This window comes from Roseixanthobacter liquoris, assembly GCF_043195135.2.
GTDB lineage: Bacteria > Pseudomonadota > Alphaproteobacteria > Rhizobiales > Xanthobacteraceae > NCEH01.
The window spans coordinates 2,269,446-2,290,678 of record NZ_CM195537.1; the positions used below are offsets into that span (position 1 = coordinate 2,269,446).

The window sequence follows — 21,233 nt, forward strand, 5'->3', positions numbered from 1 at the left end:
CCTGCCATTTTTATTCATCGTTTGCACGCAAGGGCAGGGAGGATCTTCACGCTGGCTACGTCGCACCGACCGGCGCTCCCGATCGACGGTACCGGAATGCGGTCGGTCTCGCGCCATCCCAAAGTTCCCCGGAGCGCGCAGTCGGGCGAGTTTGTGGGCTGGAATAACTGTACGTCAGCCAAATAACTGAAATTAAAGATTTTTTCGTCAATGTAATGGTGCCGCAAGAGGGATTCGAACCCCCGACCCCCTCATTACGAATGAGGTGCTCTACCAGCTGAGCTATTGCGGCCCTGAAGCGTTCAAGGCTTCCTGTTCCGGGCTTGCGGGCGGGAAAATCCGCGCTGCCGAAATCCGCGTCGTCCTGCGTGCGAGCACGCAACGGCGCGGCCCGAAGGCCGAAACAGGCGCTCCTCATACGTGGAGCCGTCGCGAGATTCAAGGGTGCCGTGCGACGGGGCCCGCGCCATCCCCGGCAAAAACAGCCCGGGACGGCTCTTGCCCCTGATACGTGACGCATTCTCCGCGATGCACGATGCTAGCCTCACGATCCTAGCCTCACGATCCTTGCCTCACGATCCTTGCCTCACGATCCCGGCGCGGCTAACCCTTGGCCATGGCCTCCGATCCCAAGACGCCCGCCCAGGATAAGTCCGCCCGCCTTGCCCAGGCCTTGCGGGCCAATCTTGCGCGCCGCAAGGCGCAGGGCCGCGCGCGCAAGGAGGAGGCGGCCCACCCGGCCGACGGCCATGCGGGATCGGCAAGCGACACCGGGCCGGACGCCCCCACCCTCGATGGCGACACGCCCGCCCGGGACACCGACGGGACGGCCTGAATTGCCGTTTCGCAACGCCGGCGGATCCGGTCGCCGGTGGATTGGAGCCGGCCATCATTGTGCCCGAGGGCGAGCCTTGCTAGATAACGCGTTTACTCGACGGCCGTGACGAGGGGCAGGGCGGCCACCGGGCACCAGGAGCGTTCAGCGCATGGATAAAATTCGCATTGTCGGCGGGTCTTCCCTTGAAGGCACGATTCCCATCTCGGGCGCCAAGAATGCCGCCTTGCCGCTGATGATCGCGAGCCTGCTGTCCGAAGAGAAGCTGATCCTCGAGAATGTGCCGCGGCTCGCCGACGTGGCCCTGCTCCAGCGCATTCTCGGCAATCACGGCGTCGATATCACCACCAACGGCAAGCGCAACGGGGACGATCCCCATGCCGGCCAGACGCTGGAGATCGACGCGCGGGTGATTGTCGATACCACGGCGCCCTATGACCTCGTCTCGCGCATGCGGGCGAGCTTCTGGGTGGTCGGCCCGTTGCTGGCGCGCATGGGCGAGGCGAAGGTTTCGCTGCCCGGCGGCTGCGCCATCGGCACCCGTCCGGTGGATTTCCACCTCGACGCCCTGCGGGCGCTGGGCGCGGACATCGAAATCGACGCTGGCTATGTGCTTGCCCGCGCCCCCAAGGGGCTGCAAGGCGCGCACATCGTGTTTCCCAAGGTCTCGGTGGGGGCGACCCATACCGCCATTATGGCGGCCGCCGTCGCCCACGGCGACACGGTGATTGAGAATGCCGCCTGCGAGCCGGAAGTGGTCGATCTGGCGGACTGCCTGGTGAAGATGGGCGCCCGCATTGCCGGCGCCGGCACGCCGCGGATCGAGATCCAGGGTGTGCCGCGCCTGCGCGGGGCGCGCCACGCGGTGCTGCCGGATCGCATCGAGACCGGCACCTATGCCATGGCCACCGCCATGGTCGGGGGCGACGTGATGCTCTCCGGCGCGCGGCCGGACCTGCTGGAAAGCGCGCTCGACACGCTGCGGGCGGCCGGCGCGGAGATCGACGCCACCGATGAAGGTATCCGCGTGCGCCGCAACGGAGCGGGTATCACGGCCGTTGATGTGACGACCGCCCCGTTCCCCGGCTTTCCCACCGATCTTCAGGCCCAGTTCATGGCGCTGATGACCCGCGCCAAGGGCCGCTCGCGCATCACCGAAACCATTTTCGAAAACCGCTTCATGCATGTGCAGGAACTGGCGCGGCTCGGCGCGAAGATCCATCTCGACGGCGACACCGCGACCGTCGAGGGCACGGAGCGTCTCACCGGCGCGCCGGTGATGGCCACCGATCTGCGGGCCTCGGTCTCGCTGGTGATCGCCGGCCTCGCGGCCGAGGGCGAGACCATGGTGCAGCGGGTCTACCATCTCGATCGCGGCTTCGAGCGGCTGGAAGAGAAGCTTTCGCGCTGTGGCGCCCAGATCGAGCGCATCAGCGGCTGAGGATTTCGCGCCCGCAGCATTGCGTACCGCGATGGGGTGGCAAGCAAATGCGACGCCGTCCCTTGATGGATGGCGGGGGCGTCGCCATCTGCCATTCATCACAAGAAGCGATAAGAAGGCCGCACGCCGATGGAAAGTCTCAAGCTCCTCGCCATGGATGGCGAAGACCTCGCCATCATCTCGGCTCATCTTCAGGATGCGGTGATCAAGGTCGAGGATATCGGCTTCCTGCCGAGTTGCCGCCGGTTCGCTCTGCTGCTCAACCGGTTCGACTGGGACCAGATGGAAACCGCGGACGAACTCGTGCGCCGGCGCGCCGGGCTGCATTTCGAGCGCGTCAGCGCCGTGCAGGCGCGCGGCTTCGACCCGCGCAACAGCGGCACGGTTCTGAACCTGCTCGCGGTGACGTTCGAGCCGACGGACGAGCCGTCGGGCTACGTGCTGCTGACCTTCTCCGGCGGCGCGGAAATCCGCCTCGCCGTGGAATGCATCGAGGCGCGGCTGAGCGATCTCGGCCCGGCCTGGGGGTGCACGTGTGCGCCCAAGCACGATCCGCTGCCGGACCTGAAAGCCGGCTGAGCCGGGCAGGGGCGATGCGTCGCGCCATGCCTCGCACCCGCCACGAGCGGGAGCGGAGCGGAAAAGGCATTCAACTTTTCCGGCACATGCTCTAGGGAGACGGCATGCCGATCCGTCTTCATACTCAGCAGAGCGATTTTCCCGCCGCCTTCGCCGCATTTCTCGCCAGCAAGCGGGAAACCGACGCGGACGTCGCCGCCGTCGTGGCGCAGATCATCGCCGACATCCGCGCGCGGGGCGATGACGCCCTGATTGAAATCTCCGCCCGGCTGGATCGGGTGGATCTTGCCGAACGGGGCATCCGCGTCACCGACGCGGAGATCGACGCCGCGCTGGCCGCGATTCCCCCCGAGACGCGCGAAGCGCTGGAATTCGCCAAGGCCCGGATCTTTTCCCATCATGCGCGGCAGAAGCCGCAGGACGAGCGCTATACCGATTCGGTCGGCGTGGAGCTCGGCCAGCGCTGGACCAGCGTGGACGCGGTGGGGCTTTACGTGCCCGGCGGCACGGCCGCCTATCCCTCCTCGGTGCTGATGAACGCCGTGCCGGCCAAGGTCGCGGGCGTGCCGCGCGTGGTGATGGTGGTGCCGGCGCCGGACGGGGAGATCGCGCCCCTGGTGCTGGCCGCGGCCCGTCTCGCCGGTGTCGACGAGGTGTACCGCGTGGGCGGTGCCCAGGCCGTGGCCGCGCTCGCCTATGGTACGCAGACCATCGCGGCGGTGGACAAGATCGTCGGTCCCGGCAATGCCTATGTGGCGGCCGCCAAGCGGCAGGTGTTCGGCAAGGTGGGCATCGACATGGTGGCCGGCCCGTCCGAGGTGCTGATCCTCGCGGACGGGGAGGCCAATCCGGACTGGATCGCCGCCGATCTGCTGGCGCAGGCCGAGCACGACACCGCCGCCCAGTCGATCCTCGTGACCGACAGCCCCGCGCTCGCCGAGCAGGTGGAGCGTGCGGTGGAAAGCATGCTCGCCACCTTGCCGCGCGCCGAGATCGCCCGCGCCTCGTGGCGCGACCATGGCGCCATCATCCTGGTGGACGACCTCGCCGCCGCGGTCCCGCTGGTGGACCGGGTCGCGCCCGAGCATCTGGAGATCCACGCCGCCGATGCCGAGGCGCTCGCCGCGCGCATCCGCCATGCCGGCGCGATCTTCATCGGCGCTTATACGCCCGAGGCGATCGGCGATTATGTGGGCGGCACGAACCATGTGCTGCCGACCGCGCGCTCGGCTCGCTTTTCCTCCGGGCTCGGCGTGCTGGATTTCATGAAGCGCACCTCGCTGCTGAAATGCACCCCGGAAGCCCTGCGGGTGATCGGCGGCGCGGCGGTGCGTCTCGCCGAGGTGGAGCGCCTCCAGGCCCACGGGCGCTCGGTCCTCATCCGTTCCAACGCCGGCAGCCCGGACGCCTGATGCCATGACGCAAAGCTCCCGCACCGACCGCCTGAGTAACGTCACCCTGGACGACGCCTCCATCGGGCGTGGCGGGCCGGATGTGGAGCACGAGCGCGCCACCGCCATCTATGATCTGCTGGAAGACAACCGGTTCGCGCTCGCCGCCGACCCGGGCGAGGGTCCCTATGCGCTGCACATCGGCCTGATGGACAACCGTCTGGTGCTGGACATCAAGCGCGAGAGCGGCGATCCGGTGGTCCAGCATCATCTTTCGCTCACCCCGTTCCGGAAGGTGGTGAAGGACTATTTCCTGGTGTGCGAGAGCTATTACGACGCCATCCGCACCGCTTCGCCGACCCAGATCGAAGCCATCGACATGGGCCGTCGCGGGCTCCACAACGAGGGGTCGGAACTCCTGCTGGAGCGGTTGAAGGACAAGATCGAGGTCGATTTCGACACCGCGCGCCGCCTGTTCACCCTGATCTGCGCGCTCCATTGGAGAGGATAAGTTGGACGAGCCTCCCGCGGCGTCTTCGCGCTCAGCGCGGCCGCAATCGGTTCTCTTTATCTGCGGGCAGAATGTGGTGCGCTCCGTCATGGCCTCCGCCTGGGCGAAGCATCTGTTCGGCAAGTCGCTCTATGTGGGCTCGGCCGGCGTGATCGCGGGCGAGGCGGATCCGTTCGTCACTGCGGTGATGGAGGAGGTGGGCCTCGACGTGCACCGCCATCGCCCCAAGAGCGTGGAAGAACTGGAGGAACTGGAGGGGCTGGGGTTCGACCTCGCCATCTCGCTGTCGCCGGACGCCCACCACCGCGCGCTGGAAATCACCCGCACCAATGCGCTGGGCGTGGAATATTGGCCCACGGCCGATCCCACGCTCGAGACCGGCAATCGCGAGCAGCGCCTCGCTGCCTATCGCACCGTGCGCGACGAACTGGAGCGGCACGTGCGCGCCCGCTTCCGCCAGGGATGAGGAGACCTCCTCCCTGAGGGCTCGATCTGCCCCACAGGCGAAACGGACAGAGGGACACGGGCGCATGTCGAGCACGGCTGCGCTCGCCTCTCGTGTGCGGGCGGGGGCGGGGCGCCGCCCGCACGGGGCCGGCGGGCCGGAGCGTGGGGCGGCCGCCGCGAAGATCTCCCCGTCGGCGGCTCGCCCCGAACCCTCAGTGCATCAGGTCCAGGCCCTTCAGCAGCGCCGCGTTGAAACCCGCCGGGTCCTGGATCTGCGGCGCGTGCCCATAATCGGCGAATTCCACCAGCGTCGCGCCGGGAATGGCCTTTGCCGCCGCCTTGCCGAGTTCGGGATAATTGCCGAGCGTCTTCTGCACGTCCGCCGGCGCCGCGGCCTTGCCGATGGCGGTGTTGTCCTTCATGCCGATCAGCAGGAGGGTCGGCGCCGTGATGTTGTGCAATTCGTGCACCACCGGCTGGCTCAGCACCATGTCCGAGGTGAGCGCCTGGTCATAGGCCACCTTGTCCTTGCCGGCGCCGAGATACATGCCGGCCAGCATGTCCACCCATTTGTCGTACTCGGGCTTCCAGGTGCCGGCATAATAGGTGTTCTGCTGGTATTTCTTCATGCCCTCGAAATTGTTGCGCTGCTCGCCCGCGAACCACTGGTCCACCGTGAGCGAGGGCACGCCCTTCTCGCGCCAGTCCTCAAGCCCGATGGGATTGACGAGGACCAGCCCGGACAGGTCCTGCGGAAAGGTGAGGGCATAGCGGATCGCCAGCATGCCGCCCATGGAATGACCCATGATGATGGGCTTTTCCACGTCGAGCTGCGCCAGCAGGGCGTGGGTGTTGGCGGCGAGCTGGTGCAGGGAGAATTGGTAATCCTGCGGCTTGGAGGATTTGCAGAAGCCGATCTGGTCCGGCACCACCACGCGATAGCCGGCCTTGGCCAGCGGGCCGATCACCCCGTCCCAGGTGGCGCCGCAGAAATTCTTGCCGTGCAGCAGCACGATGGTGCGCCCGTTCGCCTGCGCCGCCTGCGGCTTCACGTCCATATAGGCCATGTGCAGGGGCTGGCGCTGGGAGGTGAAGTCGAATCGCCCCACGGGGTAGGGATAATCGAAGCCCTCCAGCTCGGGGCCATAGGCGACGCCGCTCTGGGCGGCGGCCGGCAGCGCGGAAAGGGCGAGCAGGAGGCCGGTGGCTGCGAAACTCAGGCGCATTGCGCGTGTCCTCGTTCCAAATCCCCCCGGCGCGCCTTCTAGCAGTGCTTTATGAACGCTCGGCGGCACCGGGATGATGGCAGCCCCACGCGCGGCCGTCGAACCGGTGCCGGCCTGATGCGCGCAAACGGGCGTTCACACGCGCAACCCTTTGCGCTAGCGTCCGCGCGCCGCCTGCCCCGTGCTGCGCGGTTTCTCTTTCGGCCGGTTCGAGGTGACGCAGACGTGAACGACAGGGTGAAGCTCGTACTGGCCTCCGGCTCGCCCCGCAGGCTCGCTCTGCTCAACCAGGCCGGCATCGAGCCGGACCTGCTCATGCCCGCCGACGTGGACGAGACGCCCGACAAGGGCGAGCTGCCGCGCCACCTCGCCTTGCGTCTGGCCCAGCAGAAGGGCGAACTGGTGGCGGCGCGCGCCAAGGAGGCCGGCATGTCGGCCATCGTGGTTTCCGCGGATACCGTGGTGGCGGTGGGCCGGCGCATCCTGCCCAAGCCGGAGCTTCAGGGCGAGGCGGAAGAATGCCTGCGACTGCTGTCGGGGCGGGCGCACCGGGTGTTCACAGGGCTCTGCGTGGTCTCGGCGCGCGGGCGTTCGCGCACGCGCCTCGTGGAAACGCGCCTGCGCTTCCGCCGCCTCTCGCATGACGACATCGCCGCCTATCTCGCCTGCGGGGAATGGCGCGGCAAGGCGGGGGGCTATGCCATCCAGGGCATTGCCGGCTCGTTCGTGGTGAAGCTCATGGGCTCGTACACCTCGGTGGTGGGTCTGCCGCTTGCGGAAACCGTCGCGCTTCTGTCGGGCGAGGGCTATCCCGTGCGCGCCGGATGGGCGGAGCGGGCGGCGTGAACGACAACGAGCCCAAACGCGTAGCGGGCGCCAGCGTGCCGTTCGTCTCCAAGCCGTGCCCGATCTGCGCCAAGCCCTCGGTGGAGCGCTACCGGCCATTCTGCTCGAAGCGCTGTGCCGATGTGGACCTCAACCGCTGGCTGAAGGGCGCCTATGCCATTCCCGTGGTCGAGGACGAGGACGAGGACGGTGAAGGCAGTGCTCCCGAGCGGGAGGGCTGAGGGCTCTCGCCCCGTCGCCCGGGTGTGGACGGCGCTGTCTCTTTCGTCAGGTCTCCCCCGTTTTCCCGCTCCCTGACCCCCCCGCCAGACCGAGAGGGCAGCCGGTGGTGTGGGGAGAGACTTTCGCCCGCGATGCCACATGCCTCCTCGCCGGCTCGCGGGAGCCGTGGCGGGGGCGCGGCGCAGATCCATCTTGTTCGATCCGCCTGACCTTTGGTCGCCCCGCCTTGACGGTGCCGGGGGACAAAGGCGAGGGTGCCTTCCGCGTCAACACGGCCCCGTTTGCAGGAGTAAGCCATGAGCGTCAGTGCCCTTGCCGCCGGATCGGCTGCCCTCTCGTTCCGCACCGACGCCTTCATCAACGGCCGTTTCGTGCCGGCGGCGAGCGGCAAGCGCTTTGCGGCCATCAACCCCGCCACGGGGCAGGAGCTGGGCCGGGTCGCCGCCTGCGACGGCATTGACGTGGATCGCGCGGTTTGCGCCGCTCGCGCCGCCTTCGAGGATCGCCGCTGGGCCGGGTTGAAGCCGGCCGAGCGCAAGCGCGTCCTGCTGCGCTTCGCCGATCTCGTCCGCGAGCATCGCGATGAACTGGCGCTGCTTGAGACCCTCAACATGGGCAAGCCGATCTCGGATGCCAAATCCATCGACGTGCGCGCCACCGCCGATTGCATCGCCTATTACGGGGAGGCGGCGGACAAGATCTATGGCGAGGTGGCGCCCACCAATGACGAAAATCTCGCGCTGATCCTGCGCGAGCCGCTCGGCGTCGTCGGTTGCGTGACGCCGTGGAACTTCCCCATGATCATGGCCGGGTGGAAATTCGCGCCCGCGCTCGCCATGGGCAATTCGGTGATCCTGAAGCCGGCGGAGGAATCCCCGCTCACCGCTTTGCGGCTGGCCGAGCTGGCCCAGGAATCCGGCATCCCGGACGGTGTGTTCAACGTGGTGACCGGCCTCGGCGAGGAGGCGGGGGCCGCCCTCGGCCGGCATATGGATGTGGATGCCATCGCCTTCACCGGCTCCACCGAGGTGGGGCGCTATTTCATGCGCTATTCTGCCGATACCAATCTGAAGCGCGTCGGCCTCGAACTCGGCGGCAAGACCGGCTTCGTGGTGGCCCATGACGCGCCGGATCTGGACGCGGTGGCCGAGGCGGCGGCGGCCGGCATCTTCTTCAACCAGGGCGAAATGTGCACCGCCGGTTCGCGCCTGCTGGTGGACAATCGCATCAAGGACGATCTGGTGGAGCGCATCGCCGCCGCCGCCGCCCAATGGATGCCCGGCGATCCGCTGGATCCCCAGGCGAAGGCCGGCGCGGTGGTGAGCCGCGCGCATCAGGGCCGCATCCTGGCCGCGATCGACCAGGGGCTCGCGGAAGGCGCCCGCCTCGTCGCGGGCGGCACGGCGGTGCGCGAGGAGACCGGAGGCGCCTTCGTCGCCCCCACCATCTTCGACGATGTCGCGCCCGGCTCATCCCTGGAGCAGAAGGAGATCTTCGGCCCGGTGCTTTCGGTGATCGGCTTCGATGGGTTGGATGAGGCGGTGAAGATCGCCAACGGCACCGTCTACGGCCTCGGCGCGGCCATCTGGAGCGGCGACCTCGCGGCCGCCCACAAGGTGGCGCGGCGCTTCAAGGCGGGCATCGTCTATGTGAACTGCTTCGATGCCGACGACATGACGGTGCCGTTCGGCGGCGTCAAGCAATCCGGGTTCGGGAGGGACAAATCCCTCCACGCGCTGGAGAAATATTCCGACCTCAAGACGGTGTGGACGCGCCTGTAGGCGCCGCTTCCCCGCTGCGGCGGCGGAGCAGGAGCACCCGTTCCCAGGCCTCGCACGCGCCCTTCAGGCCGCCGGGGACCTCGACGCTGTCCAGCGCGCGGAGATCATGGGTGGCCCCGTAAAGCATCCGGGCGTGCGCCGGGCTCACCGCGAACGGCGGGCCGGCGATCAGGGATTGGTCATAATCGAAGCAGATCAGGAGCTGCGGCGCAGCCGCGCTGATCTCCACGAGATGGGCGGCATAACGCGCCCGCAAGGGCTCCGGTAGCGCCACGAGCGCCGCCCTGTCATAGACCGCATCCACGGGGCCGAGCCTCTCGCGGGTCACCTCGAAAATGTCGCCGATGAAGATGTCGATGCCAGGGGCGCTGCACTTCCTGAGCGGACCGAGATCGGACATCTCGGGCGAGAGGTCGAGGTCGGCGAACAAATGTTCGACCGCCAGCGGGCTCACCTCGGCGCCCACGACTTCAAAGCCTTGCGAAAGCAGCCAGAAGATATCTTTCGTCTTGCCGCACAAGGGCACGAAGATGCGGGCGCCGGGGTTGAGATCGAGCTGGGCGAGGTGCTTCACCAGGAGCGCATTGGGGGTGCCTTCGTGAAAGGCGATCTGGTTGTTTTCCCATTTGGAGCGCCAGAAATCCAAATCCATAGGGTCGTCTCCGGTGCGCGCGCTTTGGCGGTCTGGGGCGTGTTCTAGCAGGTTGGGAAGCGCGGTGGGCGGATTGTCTCCAGCCCCGGACCTTCGGCCGCCTCCCGCCTTTCGCCTCCCGCCTGACGGGTCGTAAAGGCGCGCTTGTTAAAAGCCGGGGGCGGCCGTAAGGAAAATCGGTCCTTTCGGTTCTGAAGGAGCATCGCAATCGTGACGTCTGTCCCCCCCTCCAATTCGACCGCCCATTGGCGCCATCTGGACGCCGCGCACCATCTTCATCCCTTCTCGGACACGAAGGCGCTGAATGCGGAAGGGGTGCGGGTGATCACCCACGCGGAGGGGAATTTCATCTTCGATTCCGAGGGCAATAAGATCCTCGACGGCATGTCGGGCCTCTGGTGCTCCCAGGTCGGGCACGGCCGGCATGCGATCGTGGATGCGATCGCCGATCAGCTGCGCAAGCTCGATTATTACAACACCTTCTTCAAGACCACGCACCCGGCCGCCGCCGAGCTTGCGGCGGCCATCGCGGCCGTGGCCCCCGCGGGGATGAACCGCGTGTTTTTCACCTCGGGCGGGTCCGAGGCGGTGGATACGGTCATTCGCATGGTGCGGCATTATTGGGCCGCGCTGGGCAAGCCGGAGAAGCATATCTTCATCGCCCGCAAGAATGCCTACCACGGCTCCACCGTCGGCGGTGCGAGCCTCGGCGGCATGGCGCCCATGCATGCCCAGGGCGGGTTGCCCATTCCCGGCATCATCCATGTGCAGCAGCCCTATTGGTGGGCCGAGGGCGGCGACATGGACCGCGAGGCGTTCGGCCTGTTCGCCGCCCGCGAAGTGGCGCGCGCCATCGACGAGGCGGGGCCGGAAAACGTGGCCGCCTTCATCGGCGAGCCGATCCAGGGCGCCGGCGGCGTGATCATCCCGCCCGCGAGCTATTGGCCGGAAGTGCAGAAAATCTGCCGCGAGCGCGACGTGCTCCTGGTGTGCGACGAGGTGATCTGCGGCTTCGGCCGCACGGGCGAATGGTTCGGCTGCCAATATATGGGCGTCGAGCCGGACCTGATTACGTTCGCCAAGGGCATCACCTCCGGCTATTTCCCCCTGGGCGGCGTGATCGTGGGCGATCGGGTCGCGGAGGGCTTCATCGAGCACGGCGGCGATTTCAACCACGGCTTCACCTATAGCGGCCATCCCGGCGGCTGCGCGGCGGCGCTGGCCAACCTCAAGATCATGCATGAGGAAAATCTGGTCGCGCGGGTGAAGGACGATATCGGCCCCTATCTCCAGGAGCGCTGGCTGAAGCTCGCCGCGCACCCCCTGGTGGGCGAGGCGCGGATGGTCGGCCTGATCGGCGCCCTCGAACTCACTCCCGACAAGGCGCGCCGCGCGAAATTCGCGGGCGAGCAAGGCACGGTCGGCCTCATCGCGCGCGATTTTTCCTTCGCCGAAGGATTGGTCATGCGGGCGGTACGGGATGGGCTGATCCTCGCCCCTCCTTTCACCCTGAGCCATGCCGAGGCGGACCAGATCGTGGCCACCGCGTGGCGGGTGCTGGACCTGACGCTCGCCGAACTGAAGCAGCGGGATCTGCTCAAGGCTGCGTGATGTGAAGAAGAAATGTCGCTCGATCCGCGTCTACGGCGAAGCTTTCGCTGTTTATCGATTGCGGCGCGGGTCGAGCGGCTGTGGGTTGAAACTGAGAAGCTAGGCCGTAAAACAAACCCGATTCGCGTCACTTAGGAATCACGTCGGAATATTTCATCTCTTCACGTTTCTCCTCTCACGGGAACGAAGTGCCTTGGGCTTCGTTTGAACCATCGACCAACCGTCGTGAGGAGATCAATATGAAGTCCCCGATCTATATTGCTGCCCTGGCTCTGGCCATCGCGTCCCCGAGTGCCGTCTTCGCTCAGGCCTCCACCGCCACTGGTGCCGTGGGCGGTGCCGCTGTCGGCGCCGTCGTGGGCGGCCCCGTCGGTGCCGTCGTCGGTGGCGCGGTGGGTGCCACCATGGGCGCGGCGGCCGAGCCCCCGCAGGAGGTTCGCTCGTACGTGATCCGTGAGAACCGCCCGTCCATCGCCTACCAGCGCGAAGTGGTGGTGGGTGAGCCGCTTCCCCCCAGCGTCCAGGTCTATTCCGTGCCGAACCACGACGAATATGCCTATACGGTCGTCAACGACCGTCGGGTGATCGTGGATCGCGGCACCCGCAAGGTGATCCAGGTCGTCACGCCCTGACTCTCCTGACCTCCCGGTCCGGCGCCGCTTTGCGCGCCGGGCGATGGGACCATCGTGAAAAATCCCGGCCGGACCCCCCGGCCGGGATTTTTTTGCACGCGCATCCTAAAATTGCATCCGATTTGGATCGGGAGGGCCCGGTGAGGCGCCAAACTGGATGGGATTGGCCGCGCCGATCGCGGGTCGTTATGTGAAGATGGACCCATCGTCATCATGAGGAGAATGGGTCGGCCGCGGACGGGAAATGGCCTCGCCCAGCTGCCCTGAATGAGATCGATGAAGACATTCTGGGTCCATGTCGTTCTGCTGCTGTGCGCGCTGGTCGGCCTGGACGACGCCAGTGCGGCGCAGACCCTGTCGCTCACCTGGCGCACCGCCGGAGGTGTCCTGGTCGGGGAACGGCAGGTCGCCCTCGCGGAGCTGGAAGCTTTTCCGCGTTTCCATATCGATACCGCCACACCCTGGACGCTTGGCCGCCAGGCCTTCGATGGGCCGAGCCTCCTGGATTTGGCGCGGCTTGTGCCGGCGGATATTCGCGGCGCCCGCGTGGAGGCGCTCAACGACTATTCGGCGATCATCCCGGCCGAAGACATGACCCATGCCGGCCCGATCCTGGCCACCCGCCGCAATCAGCTTGAGATGCCGGTGCGCGACAAGGGGCCGTTCTGGATCATTTATCCCATCGACGCGGAGCCCAGGTACAATTCCGCGACCTTCCGAGAGCGCATGGTTTGGCAGGTAAAGTCCATTGAATTTATCGTTCGGTAAGCTGACAACGCGCAGCATGCATGTCGTTTCAGCCATCATGGTGCTGACGACGATCGTGTTTTTCGTTGCGACGGTGTTGGTTTATCATTCAACCGACAATCAGCGCGCGATGCTGGCGAAGAAGATCCATAATTCAGGCTGGATCGTCTACCAGGCGCAGCTCGAATTTCTCAAGGCGACATCTCGCCTGCGCCTTGCCGCAGTCTCGCCCGGGCCCGGCGAGTTCGACGCGCTGAAGCTGCGCCTGGAACTGCTGCGCTCGCGCCTGCCGGTTCTCTACGAATCCGACGAAGCTGATCTGCTGCCGGGGCTCACGGACTACAAGCCGGAATTGCAGGTTTTCGAGCAGCGGCTCGACGGCATGATCGATGCCCTCGTCCATCCCGATCTGTTCGAGGTCAGCGGCCCCGAGGTGTTCCATGAATGGGACATCGAATTGCAGCCGCTGGGGCGCCTCTTGCAGCGCGTCCTGCTGTCGTCGGTCTCCTACAACGAGGCGACGGCGCAGATCGAGGCTGAGCTCGATGCGAATCCGGCGCGCATTCCGCTGCTGTTCCTCTTCGCGTCCGGCTCCATCCTGGTGCTCATTCTGCTGGCGATGGAGCGCCGCGTGCAGATGCGCCTTTCGGAGGTCATGGAGGGGCAGGCCGCGTTGCAGTCCATGGAAGCGAGCCTGCTGGCGGTGATCCAGGCGACGCCGGCCTGCGTCATCGTATTCGATCCCGCAAGCGAGGAGGTGCGGCTGGTCAATCCGGCCGCGCTGGCGGTCGTGGATGCGCCGCTGAGCGATCCGGATTGGCAACGCCTGACGCGGGCGGCCCGCGAGGTGGCGGTCGATACCAACGGCAACGCGTGGGGCGGCATCACCATGACGTTCTCGCGCCGGCAGGGCGATGTCGTCTCCCTGCGCGGCAGTCTGTGCGAGGTGCTCTGGCACGGCACGCCGCAGGCCTTGCTGGTCGTGGCGGACACCAGCCGCATCCGCCATGCCGAGCTTCAGGTGATGCAGGCCGCAAAGCTCGCGACCCTGGGCGAGATGGCCACGGCCATCGCCCACGAGCTGAACCAGCCGCTGGCCGTGATCAAGATGGCGGCCGCCAACGCCGCCCGCCTGGTGCAATCGGGCGCCGGTCCCGCTGCGGTGCAGGCGAAGCTTGAGCGCATTCAGGGACAGGTGGATCGCGCCAAGCGCATCACCGACCAGGTGCGCCGCTATGCCCGCATGCCCACCGACCATTCCACCAGCTTTTCCATACGGGCCGCGCTGGAGCTGGCCGCTGGATTCGTGGCCGAGCAATATCGCGCCGCCGGCATTCATCTGCTGCTGCGGTTCAATGTGTCGCCGGATGTCATGGTCGTGGGCGAACAGACCATGTTCGAGCAATTGATCGTCAACCTGCTGGTGAATGCGCGCGATGCCTGCGAGAGCCATCCCGCGGCACCGCTTGGGCCTCCGCCCCGGGTTATCGTGCATTGCCGGGTGGAGGATGACCGCGTCATCATCGAGGTGGACGACAATGCCGGCGGCATCGCGCCGGATATCCTGCCGCACCTGTTCGAAGCCTTCACCACCACGAAGCCCGCGGACAAGGGGACCGGCCTCGGCCTTTCCCTGTCGCGGACCGTCGTGCGGGACATGGGCGGCACCATCAGTGCGTCCAATGTCGGAGAGGGGGCGCGCTTCACGGTGGATCTGCCTCGGCTCGTGGTGCCCGCGCCGGAAATGGCGGAATGAGCTTGCGCCGCACTCTGCTGATCTGCGACGACGAGCCCGAGCTCGCGGAGGAGATAGGGGAATTCTTCACCGCGGCAGGATGGTCCGTGCGGACCTGCCATTCCGCGCCCGACGCGCTCATGGCGCTGCTTGAGGGTTACCATCCTCTCTGCCTGATCACCGATCTTCGCGTCGGCGAGCACGATGGCGCCGAGCTGGTGACAGCGGCTCGATTGCTGCCCAAGGACTTGCAGCCCCAGGTCGTCGTGATCATCACGGGGCATATTGTCAACGAGGCAGAGGCGCAGGATTTCGACGCGGACCTGCTATATGTGAAGCCTCTCGACCCAATCATGATGGCCGACCAGATAGAAGCCGTCCTCGCGCAAGCTGCGGGCGCTACCAGCTTGTAGCTGCGAGGTAGCAATGACAGCGCGGGCCCGATCCGTTTTCATTCTGGATGACGAAGAACCCTTGTGTGAGGACCTGTGTGAGCTGATTTCAGCCGCGGGCCATCGCGCGCGTTGGGCTACGGATCCGCGCAGCCTGGATATGTCCGAACTCGCAGCCTTCGATGTGGTGTTGCTCGATCTCGGCCTGCCGGCCATGGACGGCATCGACATCATGAACCGCCTCGCCGGTTTCCCGAAGACGCCCCGGCTCATTTTCATCAGCGGTGTCGGCGAGGATGTGCTTCGGGTGGTGGCGCAAGTGGCGGGCGAGCAAAAGCTCGACGTCCTCGGGGCGCTTGCCAAGCCCTTCGATCCGCAGCAATTGCTGCAGCTCCTGGACTATCCCGATTGCGGGGCCGTGAAGCCCGCCGCGCCGCGCCAGGCCCAGGGCGCCATCCTGCCGGCCCTGAAGTCAAGCCTTGCCGCAGGCACCTTGCCGGTGAGCTTCCAGCCGAAGGTGGATGTGGAGACGCTCGGCTTCGCCGGCGCGGAAGCGCTGTTGGCGGGCGTCGTGCCGAATGTGGGGCCGGTCAGCCCCCTCGATATTGTCGCCGCGGCCGCATCCGACCCGCCGGCGCTGGTGCAGCTGACCCATCATGTCCTCGGCGTCGCCGCGCGCGGCTGCGCGGCATGGACGAAGGCGGGCTGGCAGGGCCCGATCAGCGTCAACCTGCCCCTGGAGGTGCTGCTCCAGCCGGATTCGCTGCGCAAGCTGATCGAGACCGTGGAATCGGCCCATGTCACGCCTGCCGACGTCATTTTCGAGCTCACCGAGGATTCGCTCTACGATTCCTGCGCCGAAGCCATGTCGATGCTGGCGCGCCTGCGCATGGCCGGCTTCGGGCTGGCGCTGGACGATGTGGGGCGGCGCCAGAGCGGCCTGCTTCAGCTTTCCGCGCTTCCGGTGACGGAAATCAAAATCGATCTTCAGATCGTGCGCGACGCACGGACCTGGACGAAGGCCCGCAACATACTCGCATCGATCGCAGAATTGGGTCGGAAGCTCGGCGTTAAGGTAGTTGCGGAAGGGGTTGAATTCCCCGAGGATCTTAACCTCGCACGCACTTTCCCGATCGATTATGTTCAAGGTTACTTGATTTCGCCGAAGCGCCCCCTGCCGGATTTGTTGCGCATGCTCAGTGCGCGTGCAGGGCAGGAGGCGGGAAGGGGCGACTGAAGACTGGGGGCCAAGATTATGGAACAAGACATCGAAACGGCACCTCGGGTCCTCCTGGTCGATGACGATCCTGACGTGCTGGCGGAGCTGAGCGAGGGCCTGCTGGCGCTCGACATGCCGACGCGCACCGCGGAGACCGCCGTGGAGGCGCTGGATCTGGTGGCACGCCACAACGAGCTTCAAGTCATCGTCACCGACCTGCACATGCCGCGCATCGACGGTATCGAGCTGCTCCAAAAGCTCGCCGTGCGTCGGCGCATCAAGCCGCTCGCCGCCATCGTCATTACCGGCCATGCCTCGCTGGATCGTGCGGTCGGCGCGCTGCGCCTGCATGCGGTGGACTTCCTGCAAAAGCCGCTCTCCGCCGAAGAGGTGAAGCACGCCGTCGAGCGCGCGCTCTCCCTGGTGGAGGACGAATCCAGCGTTTCGCCCCAGGCGCCGATCGTCATGCCCACGGCGCGGCCGAACTATCTCAAGGCGCTGGTCGCCGCGCGCGCAGACCGGGATGCGATCTTCCAGGCCGGCCTGTTCTCCGATCCCGCCTGGGACATGCTGCTCGATCTCGCGGTGGCGGAGGCCACGGGGCGGCCGATTTCCGTCACCAGCCTGTGCATCGCCTCCGGCGTGCCCACCACCACCGCCTTGCGCCGCATCGAGGATTTGAAGGAGGCCGGGCTGTTGGACCGCCTTCCGGATCCCGGCGATCGCCGCCGCGTCCTGGTGGCGCTGACCGATGTGGGGCGCGAGCGCATGGAAGCCTTCGTCCAGCGCCAGGCGGGGCGGCTTGGCTTGAAGATCGGCTGAAGCCGAACCGCCGCCCGCTTGCCAAAAGCCCGCGCCCTGGCGCGGGTTTTTGCGTTCTGTGGCGCGGGCTGTGGCGCGGGATCATCTGCCCTGCAAAACGGTCTGGCGGCACACGCCAAAACCGGCGCTGCAAAATCGGCCCGCAAGCTGGCGCCCCGTGCAAGCCTCGCGCAAGCTTGCCGGTCTAGGGTCTGATCCATGGAAGGTTGACTGCTTGAACGAGCAGAGCGCCAATCAAGATGAGATTGGCCCCAAAGGCATGATGCCGCCCTTCCATGCCGGTTGAAGTCCGGCATGTCCCCCCGAAATCACCAATCCATCAAACCCAATCGTGGGACATTTCGCCATGACCAGCATGATCACCAACACCTCCGCGATGGTCGCTCTCCAGACCCTGCGGAGCATCAATACCTCGCTCGACACGACCAACAACCACGTCTCCACCGGCAAGCGCATCAACTCTGCTTCCGACGGCGCGGCTTATTGGTCCATCGCCACCACGCTGACCTCCGACAACGGCGCGCTCGGTGCGGTGAAGAACGCCATGAGCCTCGACAAGAACTCGGTCGATGCGGCGAGCGGCGGCGTCAACGCCATCATCTCCACCCTGGGCAACATCAAGAACGACCTGACCGCGGCCCTGTCGCCGAACGTCGATCGCACCAAGCTCCAGACGGAAATCTCGTCCTTCATCAGCCAGATCAAGACGACCTCCGACAACTCGGTGATGAACGGCAGCAACTGGCTCTCCGTCGACAGCAGCGCGACCGGCTTCAACGGCACGAAGAACCTGCTCTCGTCCTTCTCCCGGACCGGCAGCTCCGTGACGGTCGGCTCCACCGCCATCGACACCGGCGCGTTCGCCATCTACGACGCGGCGACCGCCGGCACCTCGAGCGGCACCGCCTCCACGACCGACGTGGCCGTGACGGCCGTTGCCACCGCGGCCAGCGTGTCGGGCGGCGCGACTGTCAGCGTCGATACCGCGGCCGGCAGCCTGAAGGGCTTCATGGACACGAAGTATGTGATCGGCGGCACGGCCACGTCCGGCACCGAAGCGATCAAGGACTTCGACGTCTCCGCGCTTGGCAATACCGATGCGGACCTCGCCAAGATCCAGGCCTATGTGAAGATCGTCGATGCGACGATGCAGCAGCTCCAGAATGGCGCCACCACGCTCGGCACCACCTCGACCCGGCTGACCTCGCAGCAGACCTTCGCGCAGAGCCTGATCGACCTCAACACCTCCTCCATCGGCTCGCTCGTCGATGCCAACATGGAAGAGGAATCCACCAAGCTGAAGGCGCTCCAGACCCAGCAGCAGCTGGCGGTGCAGTCCCTCAGCATCGCGAACAACTCCACGCAGAACGTGATGACGCTGTTCCGTTGATCGCATAAGAGCCGCCGCGCCGCTCGCCGGCGCGGCGGTTCTCCGCGTAGTCCGTTTTTTGCGCGGTGTGCCGCGCCTTTTCAAGCTCCTCCGTCGTCCTCGCCCGGACGGCCGACTTGGCCACGTTCCAGTCTCTGGAGCGTGGCCTTTGTGTTTGCAACGTCCAGGCAAGATTAAGTCCCGAGATTGCACGTCAGGCACATGCAGCGCCGAAGCCAACCGGCTGACGCGCGTGCCCGATCGACCTCCGCCGAAGGCACCGTCCGCTTCCCTCCGGAAGACGGTCGCGCAGCTCCCAAGGACGCAATCGAGATGAGATCCCGCCGATGATCGGCCGTGAGCAACTGACCACCCTGTGGAACAACCTGATGGCGCTCGGCGCCCGGCGCCTGATCGCGCTCGGTGTGATCGGCCTCACCGTGGTTGCGGTGGTGGGCCTCGGGGCCTATTTCCTCAGCCAGCCGGAGCGCGAGACGCTCTATGCCAACCTCAACCGCGAGGATGTCAGCCGCATCGGCGGCGCCCTCAAGGATGCCGGCATTTCCTTCGATGTCAGCGCCGACGGGGCGGCGGTGCTGGTCGGGCATTCCGACACCGCCCGCGCGCGCATGCTACTGGCGGTCAAGGGCCTGCCCCAGAGCAGCAATTCCGGTTACGAACTGTTCAACGACGTGCGCTCGTTCGGCCTCACCTCGTTCATGCAGGAGGTGACCCGCGTGCGCGCCCTGGAAGGCGAGCTGGCGCGCACCATCCAGACCATGAAGGGCATCAAGGCGGCCCGGGTGCACATCGTGCTGCCCGACCGGGGCTCGTTCCGCCGCGACCAGCAGACCGCGTCCGCCTCCGTCGTCATCCGCACCGAGAATTCCGACGATGCCTCCACCGCCCAGGCGATCCGCCGGCTCGTCGCCTCGGCGATCCCGGGCATGAAGATCGATACCGTGTCGGTGCTCAACACCGACGGTGCCGTGCTCGGCGCAAGCGATGGCGAAGGCGCGGCCGCCGGGCGCAAGTCGCTGTTGCAGCAGCAGGTCAATCGCGAGGTAGAAGAGAAGATCCGCCGCACCCTGACCCCGTATCTCGGCCTCGGGAATTTCGAGATTTCCGTCTCCTCGCGCCTCAATACGGACCAGACCACCACCCACGAAACCATCTATGACCCGGCCTCCAAGTCCGAGCGCTCGATCCGCACGGTGAAGGAAAGCGGCCAGTCGCAGAACCGCACCAAGCAGCCGAACACCTCGGTGCAGCAGAACGTCCCGGCGGCGCAGACCGCCAATGACGCGAGCGCCGATTCCAACGAGAACAACACCCACAAGGAAGAGATCACCAATTTCGAGATCTCCTCCCGCACGGTTCAGACCGTCCACGAGGGCTATTCGCTTCAGAACCTTTCCATCGCGGTGCTGCTGAACAAGGATCGCCTGACGGCCGCGGGCGCCCAGGGGACGGACGCCGCGCCGGTGGAACAGCAGCTTTACGAAATCGAGCAATTGGTCGGATCGGCGGCGGGCTTCGACAAGGAGCGCGGCGACAAGATGAAGGTGTCTGCCGTCTCCTTCGCCGATGGCGGCCGCGCGCTCGAGCCCATCCCGCCGCTGCCCTGGACCGAACTGCTGCTGCGCCAGGCCGGCACGCTGATCAATGCCTTCACCATCCTGATCGTGGCGAGCCTGCTGATCTGGTTCGGCCTGCGTCCTGCGGTTCGCGCGATCCTGGCCCGTCCCGAGATCGAGGCGGAGACGGACGACGCGGCGGCCATCGAGGCCGCGATGCTCGCCCCGCCGAGCGTTCCGGCCGTGGCCGGCCCGGCCGGCCTGCCCGTAGAGGCAAGGGGGGAGGGCGAACCGGAGCCGCTCGGCGCCACCACCGTCAATCTGATCGAGGATCTCACCAGCCGCATGAACCGCTCGCCGCAGAAGCGGCTGGAACAGATCGTCGAATTCGATGAGGCCCAGGCGGCGGCCATCCTGCGGCAATGGCTGCGCCAGGAGGCGAAGGTCTGATCATGCATGCCCTGTCGCGCCACCTTCCCCATTTCGGCCCCGTGCGGGCGAGCTCCGGCACGCCGCAGGCCCGCGTCGCCAGCGTGATCGAGACCATGACGCGGCCCCCCGCGCCGGGTGTCGGCTCCGCGGCGCCCGCCCGTGGCGCGCCCGCGCCGGCGGCGCCGGCCGCGAAGGCTGCCGCTCCCGCCCCGGCGAGCGAGGCTCCGCGTCCCGATCCGACGCCCCGCGTCACACAGGAAGACCTGGAGCGGGCGGTTGCCTCCGCGCGCAGCGAAGCCAGTGCCGCACTCGCCGCGGCCAACGAGGCGGCGGCCCAAGCGCGGCTCCAGGACCGGGCCGAGTTCGACGCCCGCCTCGTCGAAGCCCGCGCCGGCTGGGCGCGCGATGAAGGCGAGGTCCTGGCCCGGCACATTTCCGAGGCCGTCGGCGTGCTGGAGCGCAACATCGGCGACACCGTGGCCCATGTGCTGACGCCGTTTCTGGCCGGCGAGATCCGCGCCAAGGCGGTCACGGACCTGTGCGCCCTGGTGCGGGCCCGCCTCGGCGGCGCTTCCGGCGCGGCGGTGCGCATCAGCGCCCCCCCCGATTTGCTGGAGGCGATGCGCGCCGGCCTGGGCGAGCGCCCGGGCCTTGCCTTCGAGCACGACGAGGGGGCCGAGATTCGCGTCGTCGCCGACGACACGCTGATGGAAACACAGCTTGCCGCGTGGTCCGAGCGCCTGCGCGCGACCCCGGCTTGAGGAAG

Annotated in this window: 21 protein-coding genes and 1 tRNA gene; 19 read left to right on the forward strand and 3 right to left on the reverse strand. The window is 66.8% G+C overall.

Features of this window, described 5'->3' with window-relative positions:
* Positions 1-216: 216 nt before the first annotated feature.
* Positions 217-292 (reverse strand) — tRNA-Thr (locus V5F84_RS09975).
* Positions 293-616: 324 nt separating this feature from the next.
* Here V5F84_RS09975 and V5F84_RS09980 point away from each other — a divergent pair.
* The 6 genes from V5F84_RS09980 (at position 617) to V5F84_RS10005 (ending at position 5,223) form a co-directional block, all read left to right on the forward strand.
* The gene (locus tag V5F84_RS09980) at positions 617-835 is read left to right on the forward strand and encodes a hypothetical protein (RefSeq protein WP_394042797.1); all 219 of its coding nucleotides are present in this window, start codon (positions 617-619) and stop codon (positions 833-835) included.
* A 151-nt stretch (positions 836-986) separates the two neighbouring features.
* Complete coding sequence (gene murA, locus V5F84_RS09985; protein WP_394042749.1) at positions 987-2,276, forward strand: UDP-N-acetylglucosamine 1-carboxyvinyltransferase; 1,290 nt, start codon at positions 987-989, stop codon at positions 2,274-2,276.
* Positions 2,277-2,405: 129 nt separating this feature from the next.
* Positions 2,406-2,855 carry a DUF2948 family protein gene (locus tag V5F84_RS09990; protein ID WP_394042748.1) on the forward strand — a complete coding sequence of 150 codons (450 nt, stop codon included), beginning with the start codon at positions 2,406-2,408 and terminating at the stop codon, positions 2,853-2,855.
* 104 nt (positions 2,856-2,959) lie between these two features.
* Entirely contained in the window at positions 2,960-4,267 is a 1,308-nt protein-coding gene (gene hisD / locus V5F84_RS09995; RefSeq protein ID WP_394042747.1) for a histidinol dehydrogenase, read from the forward strand.
* 4 nt (positions 4,268-4,271) lie between these two features.
* A complete protein-coding gene (locus tag V5F84_RS10000) occupies positions 4,272-4,757 on the forward strand; it encodes a UPF0262 family protein (protein WP_394042746.1) in 486 nt (161 codons plus the stop codon).
* 88 nt (positions 4,758-4,845) lie between these two features.
* Positions 4,846-5,223 carry an arsenate reductase/protein-tyrosine-phosphatase family protein gene (locus V5F84_RS10005; RefSeq protein WP_509277194.1) on the forward strand — a complete coding sequence of 126 codons (378 nt, stop codon included), beginning with the start codon at positions 4,846-4,848 and terminating at the stop codon, positions 5,221-5,223.
* 193 nt (positions 5,224-5,416) lie between these two features.
* On the opposite strand, the gene V5F84_RS10010 is transcribed toward V5F84_RS10005, so the two are convergent.
* On the reverse strand, positions 5,417-6,430 hold the full coding sequence (locus V5F84_RS10010; protein WP_394042744.1) for an alpha/beta fold hydrolase: 1,014 nt from the start codon (positions 6,428-6,430) through the stop codon (positions 5,417-5,419).
* A 225-nt stretch (positions 6,431-6,655) separates the two neighbouring features.
* Between V5F84_RS10010 and V5F84_RS10015 the strand changes: the two genes are divergently transcribed.
* From V5F84_RS10015 to V5F84_RS10025, 3 genes are all read left to right on the forward strand, one after another.
* Entirely contained in the window at positions 6,656-7,276 is a 621-nt protein-coding gene (locus V5F84_RS10015; protein ID WP_394042743.1) for a Maf-like protein, read from the forward strand.
* Complete coding sequence (yacG, locus tag V5F84_RS10020) at positions 7,255-7,497, forward strand: DNA gyrase inhibitor YacG (RefSeq protein WP_394042742.1); 243 nt, start codon at positions 7,255-7,257, stop codon at positions 7,495-7,497. Before V5F84_RS10015 ends, yacG begins: the two co-directional genes overlap by 22 nt.
* Before the next feature lie 297 nt (positions 7,498-7,794).
* Entirely contained in the window at positions 7,795-9,279 is a 1,485-nt protein-coding gene (locus V5F84_RS10025; RefSeq protein WP_394042741.1) for an aldehyde dehydrogenase, read from the forward strand.
* On the opposite strand, the gene tmpT is transcribed toward V5F84_RS10025, so the two are convergent.
* On the reverse strand, positions 9,254-9,931 hold the full coding sequence (gene tmpT / locus V5F84_RS10030; protein ID WP_394042740.1) for a thiopurine S-methyltransferase: 678 nt from the start codon (positions 9,929-9,931) through the stop codon (positions 9,254-9,256). The two genes, V5F84_RS10025 and tmpT, sit on opposite strands and share 26 nt — an antisense overlap.
* A gap of 210 nt (positions 9,932-10,141) precedes the next feature.
* Here tmpT and V5F84_RS10035 point away from each other — a divergent pair, with 210 nt between their 5' ends.
* From V5F84_RS10035 to V5F84_RS10080, 10 genes are all read left to right on the forward strand, one after another.
* Positions 10,142-11,542: an aspartate aminotransferase family protein gene (locus tag V5F84_RS10035; RefSeq protein WP_394042739.1), complete on the forward strand. Its 1,401-nt coding sequence runs from the start codon at positions 10,142-10,144 to the stop codon at positions 11,540-11,542.
* A gap of 239 nt (positions 11,543-11,781) precedes the next feature.
* Entirely contained in the window at positions 11,782-12,174 is a 393-nt protein-coding gene (locus tag V5F84_RS10040) for a DUF1236 domain-containing protein (protein ID WP_394042738.1), read from the forward strand.
* A gap of 276 nt (positions 12,175-12,450) precedes the next feature.
* Positions 12,451-12,942: a putative pterin-binding protein gene (locus V5F84_RS10045; protein WP_394042737.1), complete on the forward strand. Its 492-nt coding sequence runs from the start codon at positions 12,451-12,453 to the stop codon at positions 12,940-12,942.
* 16 nt (positions 12,943-12,958) lie between these two features.
* Positions 12,959-14,677 (forward strand): sensor histidine kinase, encoded by a 1,719-nt coding sequence (locus tag V5F84_RS10050; RefSeq protein WP_394042735.1) that lies wholly within the window; start codon positions 12,959-12,961, stop codon positions 14,675-14,677.
* On the forward strand, positions 14,674-15,069 hold the full coding sequence (locus tag V5F84_RS10055; RefSeq protein WP_394042734.1) for a response regulator: 396 nt from the start codon (positions 14,674-14,676) through the stop codon (positions 15,067-15,069). Before V5F84_RS10050 ends, V5F84_RS10055 begins: the two co-directional genes overlap by 4 nt.
* A gap of 13 nt (positions 15,070-15,082) precedes the next feature.
* Positions 15,083-16,285, forward strand: coding sequence for an EAL domain-containing response regulator (locus tag V5F84_RS10060; protein ID WP_394042733.1), 1,203 nt, complete (start codon positions 15,083-15,085; stop codon positions 16,283-16,285).
* Positions 16,286-16,303: 18 nt separating this feature from the next.
* A complete protein-coding gene (locus V5F84_RS10065) occupies positions 16,304-17,089 on the forward strand; it encodes a response regulator (RefSeq protein ID WP_394042732.1) in 786 nt (261 codons plus the stop codon).
* Positions 17,090-17,435: 346 nt separating this feature from the next.
* On the forward strand, positions 17,436-18,479 hold the full coding sequence (locus V5F84_RS10070) for a flagellin N-terminal helical domain-containing protein (RefSeq protein ID WP_394042731.1): 1,044 nt from the start codon (positions 17,436-17,438) through the stop codon (positions 18,477-18,479).
* Between the two features lie 326 nt (positions 18,480-18,805).
* Positions 18,806-20,485 (forward strand): flagellar basal-body MS-ring/collar protein FliF, encoded by a 1,680-nt coding sequence (gene fliF, locus V5F84_RS10075; RefSeq protein WP_394042730.1) that lies wholly within the window; start codon positions 18,806-18,808, stop codon positions 20,483-20,485.
* 2 nt (positions 20,486-20,487) lie between these two features.
* Positions 20,488-21,228 carry a hypothetical protein gene (locus tag V5F84_RS10080; RefSeq protein ID WP_394042729.1) on the forward strand — a complete coding sequence of 247 codons (741 nt, stop codon included), beginning with the start codon at positions 20,488-20,490 and terminating at the stop codon, positions 21,226-21,228.
* Positions 21,229-21,233: the final 5 nt, after the last annotated feature.

What these genes read in the sequence shown, in the direction of transcription:
- V5F84_RS09980 (WP_394042797.1), top strand. Translation starts at nt 617, where the DNA reads ATGGCCTCCGATCCCAAGACGCCCGCCCAGGATAAGTCCGCCCGCCTT.
- murA (WP_394042749.1), top strand. Translation starts at nt 987, where the DNA reads ATGGATAAAATTCGCATTGTCGGCGGGTCTTCCCTTGAAGGCACGATT.
- V5F84_RS09990 (WP_394042748.1), top strand. Translation starts at nt 2,406, where the DNA reads ATGGAAAGTCTCAAGCTCCTCGCCATGGATGGCGAAGACCTCGCCATC.
- hisD (WP_394042747.1), top strand. Translation starts at nt 2,960, where the DNA reads ATGCCGATCCGTCTTCATACTCAGCAGAGCGATTTTCCCGCCGCCTTC.
- V5F84_RS10000 (WP_394042746.1), top strand. Translation starts at nt 4,272, where the DNA reads ATGACGCAAAGCTCCCGCACCGACCGCCTGAGTAACGTCACCCTGGAC.
- V5F84_RS10005 (WP_509277194.1), top strand. Translation starts at nt 4,846, where the DNA reads ATGGCCTCCGCCTGGGCGAAGCATCTGTTCGGCAAGTCGCTCTATGTG.
- V5F84_RS10010 (WP_394042744.1), bottom strand. Translation starts at nt 6,430, where the DNA reads ATGCGCCTGAGTTTCGCAGCCACCGGCCTCCTGCTCGCCCTTTCCGCG.
- yacG (WP_394042742.1), top strand. Translation starts at nt 7,255, where the DNA reads ATGGGCGGAGCGGGCGGCGTGAACGACAACGAGCCCAAACGCGTAGCG.
- V5F84_RS10025 (WP_394042741.1), top strand. Translation starts at nt 7,795, where the DNA reads ATGAGCGTCAGTGCCCTTGCCGCCGGATCGGCTGCCCTCTCGTTCCGC.
- tmpT (WP_394042740.1), bottom strand. Translation starts at nt 9,931, where the DNA reads ATGGATTTGGATTTCTGGCGCTCCAAATGGGAAAACAACCAGATCGCC.
- V5F84_RS10040 (WP_394042738.1), top strand. Translation starts at nt 11,782, where the DNA reads ATGAAGTCCCCGATCTATATTGCTGCCCTGGCTCTGGCCATCGCGTCC.
- V5F84_RS10045 (WP_394042737.1), top strand. Translation starts at nt 12,451, where the DNA reads ATGAAGACATTCTGGGTCCATGTCGTTCTGCTGCTGTGCGCGCTGGTC.
- V5F84_RS10050 (WP_394042735.1), top strand. Translation starts at nt 12,959, where the DNA reads ATGCATGTCGTTTCAGCCATCATGGTGCTGACGACGATCGTGTTTTTC.
- V5F84_RS10055 (WP_394042734.1), top strand. Translation starts at nt 14,674, where the DNA reads ATGAGCTTGCGCCGCACTCTGCTGATCTGCGACGACGAGCCCGAGCTC.
- V5F84_RS10060 (WP_394042733.1), top strand. Translation starts at nt 15,083, where the DNA reads ATGACAGCGCGGGCCCGATCCGTTTTCATTCTGGATGACGAAGAACCC.
- V5F84_RS10065 (WP_394042732.1), top strand. Translation starts at nt 16,304, where the DNA reads ATGGAACAAGACATCGAAACGGCACCTCGGGTCCTCCTGGTCGATGAC.
- V5F84_RS10070 (WP_394042731.1), top strand. Translation starts at nt 17,436, where the DNA reads ATGACCAGCATGATCACCAACACCTCCGCGATGGTCGCTCTCCAGACC.
- fliF (WP_394042730.1), top strand. Translation starts at nt 18,806, where the DNA reads ATGATCGGCCGTGAGCAACTGACCACCCTGTGGAACAACCTGATGGCG.
- V5F84_RS10080 (WP_394042729.1), top strand. Translation starts at nt 20,488, where the DNA reads ATGCATGCCCTGTCGCGCCACCTTCCCCATTTCGGCCCCGTGCGGGCG.